Genomic DNA, 5,353 nt, shown 5'->3' with positions numbered 1-5,353 from the left:
ATTTTTTCATGTTCATCATTTTCATGCAATTTATTAATTTCTTCAATTATACTCATAGTACTACCTTTTTATAAATTTATATCTCGTAAAAAATTATTAAATAAATTTCTTATAACTTCTCTATTTCTTCTATACTTAATCCTGTATTATCACTTATAAATTTTGCATCCAAACCTGACTTTTTTAAACTTTTAGCTATAGAAATGGCTTTATTTTTTTCTCCTTTCTCAATGCCTTCTTTAATACCTTCTTTAATGCCTTCTTCTCTTCCTTTCATTCTTTCTTCACTTAAGGCTAATATATCAAAATAATTCTTCTCATATTCTGCATAGTTTTCAAATAAATCTTGCGTACCTACAAATTTATTATACTCATCATAAACTTCTTTCATAATAGGATTTTTTTTAACTAACATTTTCATAATCTCCTCCATTTTCTCTCTTTTATCTTTAATTGTTAAAAAATAAAACCAAGCATTTAATTCATCTGTAAGGCTTGAATTACTAGATAAATATTTAGGAAGTTCTAGGAAGTGCATTTCCAGATGATTAGTAAGTATATGATTAGTTTCTAATTCTTTTATTACATAACAACTATGTTCTTTATCAATATCCTTTAACAAATTGAAATCCAAAATATTAATGACTATCACCTGTTTTAAATCATTATATTTTCATTATTTCTCAAATTAGAAACATAGCCTTTAGCCCAATAATATAAACTTCTGTAAACAAATGACTGATTTCCTACTCTCTGTATTTCTACTAAAACAGTTTCTCCGCTTTTAGTAATCGCCCTAACATCAACTATAGATTGTTTATCATTTATAGTTTCTTTTAAATTAAAAGTATTAAGTACTTTTACTTCTTCAAAAGTCTCTTGATTATAGTCAGATCTTACAGAATTAATTAAATTAAGTAAAATATGTTCATGTCCCTCTTTAGCAAACATATAACGCATAAAGTAATCATTCAAAGGATTGAAATATTTTTCAGTATTTAAAGTATTACTCATAAATGTATTATACTGAAAATTATAAAGTTTGTCAAAATAATATTTTAATATTAAAAATAATCAGAAAAATATGCCTGTTCTTTTGGTATAATAGACTCTAATAAATTTATACCTTTTACACTAGCTTCTATTCTTCCTATCTTATACAAATAAGAAGGAGATTTGTAACTCATAAGCATAGTTGTAAGAGTTTGGATATTCATTTTTATAATGTATCTGTCTTTTCCATTTCTTTTATATTCTTTATTCAATCTTTTACAAACAATATTTCTATCTTCATCCCAATAAATCAAAAAACTTCCGTTATTCCATTTTGCCATATTATCTTTTATTATCAAATTAATTTTTTTATTTTTAGGCTTTCTTAAAAAAGGATAATTATTTATAAATGCTTTAACATCAGTAATCCTAGCCATTATATAAGGTCTTATAGTTTCTTTTATTTCACTGTCTTCAAGCAAAAATGCCATAGGCTCATTAGTATAATTATAACCATGCACTTTATCTACCATAGAAAAATGTGCTGATATATAATTCCAAAGTCCAAGCCTAGCATCATAATCAAGATAAACAAGCTCCTTTATGTGAAATATATCATTTTCTATAACATAAACTAAAAAACCTTTAGCCTCATCTTTTTCATCATAATATATAGCAACTATAGTATCATCAACATCCCATCTCCAATACTCTTCCCATTCCAAATCGCCTCTTATTAATGCCCCATGTCTAATATGAGAAAATTTATTATAAAGTTCTTTTAATTCTTCGCTGTCAGTAGAAACTCTCTCTACTCTGCCTTTATTTGTTATAGTTTTTGGAAGCTGGGTATCTTTAATATCAAAACTCATCTTATCAGAAATAATTTCCCAGCCTTTTCTTCTATAAAATGGTATTGAATAAGGATATAATACAGATATAGTCTGCCCTTCTTTTTTCATATTCTCAATACTTTTTATCATTAAGTCATTCATAAGTCCAAGATTAGAGTATTCAGGATATGTGGCAACACCAGTAATTCCAGCCATTTTGTATATAACACCATGTATATTCATCTTCATAGGATAAACAGCAATTTGAGAAGCTAATTTTTCACCGTCAAACCATCCTAATACTTTAGCCTTACTAAGCACAGCAGATTTAGCCTGCTTTATTTCATCTGCCTCATAACCCAAATTTATAAGCTCATTATTACTTACTTGGAATGCATATCTTAATAGATTATTAAAATCGTCTAAATCTTCTATTGTTAAATATCTTATTTTAAATTTATCTTTCTTTTTCTTTATTATATATTCTTTTGAATATTCTTTTTTATTATGATTGCTCATAAAAAATTACCTATACTTTAATACTTTACATAATATCTAAATAATATACTAAAAATATTTATAATTGTCAATTTATTAAATTATGAAATTTTAAAATCAATTATTATCAGAATTCTCTATGCTTGCAATAAAAAGCTCATCAGAAGGCAGAACCAAATTTTCAACAGTATCTTCTTTACCTTGACAAAGTTTATAAAAATCGCAAAACTCACAATGTCTTCCCATTTTCTTTTCAAAAACTCTGTCATATCTTATATCATCAACAATTTCATCAAACCATTCTCTCAAATAATTAATAGATTCCGGAGTGAACTCTACAGTATCAAATTTATCCTCTTCAAAATGATAATAAGAACCGCTCGTAACCTTACATTTAAGACCATCTAATATACATGCATATAATTTTAACTGTATAGTTTTTCTTTCTCTCTCTTCATTATCTTCGCCTACATCATAATATTTTGTAGTTTTATAATCCACTATCTGCAATGTTCCGTCAGCTGATAAATCTATTCTATCTATTCTTCCAAATAAAATATAATCTCTAACCCTATTTTCCATATAGCTTTCCATTCTATAAGGTACTTTCTGTCCGAAAGAATTAAAGAAATTAGAAAGCATGTAAAGTCCTCTCTCTCCAAGCTCTTTTTCTTCTTCTCTGCTGTTAAAAAATGCTCTTATACCGCTTCTTTTCCATACGTTTCTAAATATATTATATAAATTATCAAGAGTTCTGTCTTCTGCCCTTTGTTCATAAAATTCTTTGCATGTTAAATGAATAGCATTACCAAATATAAAATATACATTAACGCTTCTCTTTTGTTTTTTAAAAGGTTTCTCTATATATGTATATCTATACTTTCTAGGGCAAAGCAAATATGTAGACATACTATATTCACTAAATCTTTGTAGTTTTTTAGCTTCCATAAAATATATTATTTAAATTATCTAAGAAACATATTTATTTAACAGTGCTTCTATATCTGTATCATTGCATATATCTAATGGCTTTTTACCATCAAAATCAGATATATTTGCATCTGCATTATTTCTTAAAAGTATCTCTGTAGCTCTGTAACTATCTGAAGCAACGGCAAAATGCAAAGCAGTCCATCCGTCATCATCCTGCAAATTTATATCTAATTGATATTTCATTAATAATGCTATAATAGAAACTTGATTATTCATAGCAGCCCACATTAAAGGAGTAGTACCTGTATTATCCCCGATATTAACAATATCTCTTCCGCTGTTTTTAGCAGAATTAGAATCCAATATAGCTGAAACTACTGATGCATATCCTCTTGCTGCAGCAATATGAATAGCCATAGCCTCATCTATATCATCTTTAGCAAGTATATCTGCCCCATAATTTAAAAGCATTGTTACTATATCAGAATATCCGTAATATGAAGCAAGCAGAAGAGGTGTTTGCCCGTCAGCATACCATACATTATCACCTTCTGTAAGCACAGTATCAGCCGGAAGTTTAGAATTCATATTAATTCTTTTATGAGATAATAATTCTCTAAGTATTGCACTATTATTAGCTTTAACAGCAATATGCAAAGCCGACCATCCTTCACTATTTACACTATTAACATCTATACCGCCGGATATAAGTTCTTTAACTTTATTTACATCTCCATTTTCTATAGCTTCAAATAATCTATTATCAGCATTAATATTTTCTTCTTCATTATTATTATTTGTTATATTCTGAGAATATAGACAAAAACTCAGTAAGAATAATATTGCAGAAACATATTTTTTCATCATAAATAATATACCCTTAAAATAATATTATCATTTGATAAATTATAGTACAAAAATTTAAAAATACAATAATAATATAAAAATATTTTTTCATACTAAAATATCAAAATATAATTATTCAATAATTAGAAATTAATTGACTTTTTAATAATTATAAACTATACTATGACAAAATATAGTTGGGGTATATATTATGTTTACTAAATTAAAAGTTAATATTATATTAATATTATTATGCACAATATTCAATACATTAATGTCTCAAACAACAAACACAAATATTAAAAGATACGGACAATTATCAGCTTCTTTAGAATTAGTAGCCTATGGAAGAATGAGCGATCTCATTGAACAAACAGGCAATGAAGACACATTAGGCGTTTTATTATATGGAAACTTACACTATATAAAAGAATATAAATATGCATCAATAGAGGCAAATATAAATGCAAGATTTTATGAACCATTATCTCATAAAGCAAGATTCTATAAAAATATGTCTCCGCCGGTATTTGATTTTTCAAAGATGAATATATTTGTAAATTTTAAATATATTGGAATAAGAGCAGGTGTTTTAGAACCATATACAAAAAATATACCTATGACATCATATTTTCCTACATTATTTTATTATCATACAGTAAGCAGTAATAAAGCAACAATTCTTTCAGGACCTAGAGATATGCCTATAGGATATGAAACACAATTCATACCTAGATATGATACCGGATTAATGCTGGAATCTTCTTTTTATGGAGTATTTATAGGAGTGGGAATAGTAAACGGAGAAATGGGACTTGATGCCAATTCATCAAAAGGATTAATGGCAAAAATATCTTACAGTAATGATTACATTAATACCGGTGCTGCCTGTATAGTTACAGAAATAGGTTCTCAGCCGATTAAAGAATGGGGAGACAGTGTCAATGCATTTTTCTATTTTAGAAACGGAAAAGACGGACGATTTACTGTAGGAATTGAAGGATTTTGGTTCAGACATGGAATAGGAATAAACAATGAATATTTCCCTGGCAGCAGTAATGCCAATAGGCCTAATTTCAATGATGGTTATTATACTGATTTCTCTATCCAAACTTTTAACGGAGGAGAACCTTATTACGGTATGAGCGGATTTATATTCTTTGAAGTTAGAAAATTATGGAAATTTGATATTACAGCACATGTAGGTATACATGATAATAATATATTGTCTAATTTATATGATATTTATC

General features: G+C 27.2%; 4 protein-coding genes and 1 pseudogene. 1 reads left to right on the top strand and 4 read right to left on the bottom strand.

Annotation, left to right across the window (positions count from 1 at the left end):
- Window positions 1-109: 109 nt before the first annotated feature.
- The 4 genes and pseudogenes from Q0J90_RS04550 to Q0J90_RS04535 all read right to left on the bottom strand — a co-directional run bounded on the left by Q0J90_RS04550 (window position 110) and on the right by Q0J90_RS04535 (window position 4,124).
- Window positions 110-1,014 (bottom strand): annotated as a pseudogene (locus tag Q0J90_RS04550) (Rpn family recombination-promoting nuclease/putative transposase).
- Between the two features lie 50 nt (window positions 1,015-1,064).
- Window positions 1,065-2,345, bottom strand: coding sequence for a GNAT family N-acetyltransferase (gene eis / locus Q0J90_RS04545; protein ID WP_297276779.1), 1,281 nt, complete (start codon window positions 2,343-2,345; stop codon window positions 1,065-1,067).
- A 96-nt stretch (window positions 2,346-2,441) separates the two neighbouring features.
- Window positions 2,442-3,272, bottom strand: a complete 831-nt coding sequence (locus Q0J90_RS04540) for a PD-(D/E)XK nuclease family protein (RefSeq protein WP_297276778.1) — start codon at window positions 3,270-3,272, stop codon at window positions 2,442-2,444.
- 21 nt (window positions 3,273-3,293) lie between these two features.
- Complete coding sequence (locus tag Q0J90_RS04535) at window positions 3,294-4,124, bottom strand: ankyrin repeat domain-containing protein (protein WP_297276777.1); 831 nt, start codon at window positions 4,122-4,124, stop codon at window positions 3,294-3,296.
- Window positions 4,125-4,314: 190 nt separating this feature from the next.
- On the opposite strand from Q0J90_RS04535, the gene Q0J90_RS04530 reads away from it, so the two are divergent.
- A partial coding sequence (locus Q0J90_RS04530) for a hypothetical protein (protein WP_297276776.1) occupies window positions 4,315-5,353 on the top strand: 1,039 nt, incomplete at its 3' end.

Source organism: uncultured Brachyspira sp. (genome assembly GCF_944390595.1).
In the GTDB taxonomy this organism is placed as follows: domain Bacteria; phylum Spirochaetota; class Brachyspiria; order Brachyspirales; family Brachyspiraceae; genus Brachyspira.
This window is presented reverse-complemented; position numbering and strand designations above follow the sequence as displayed.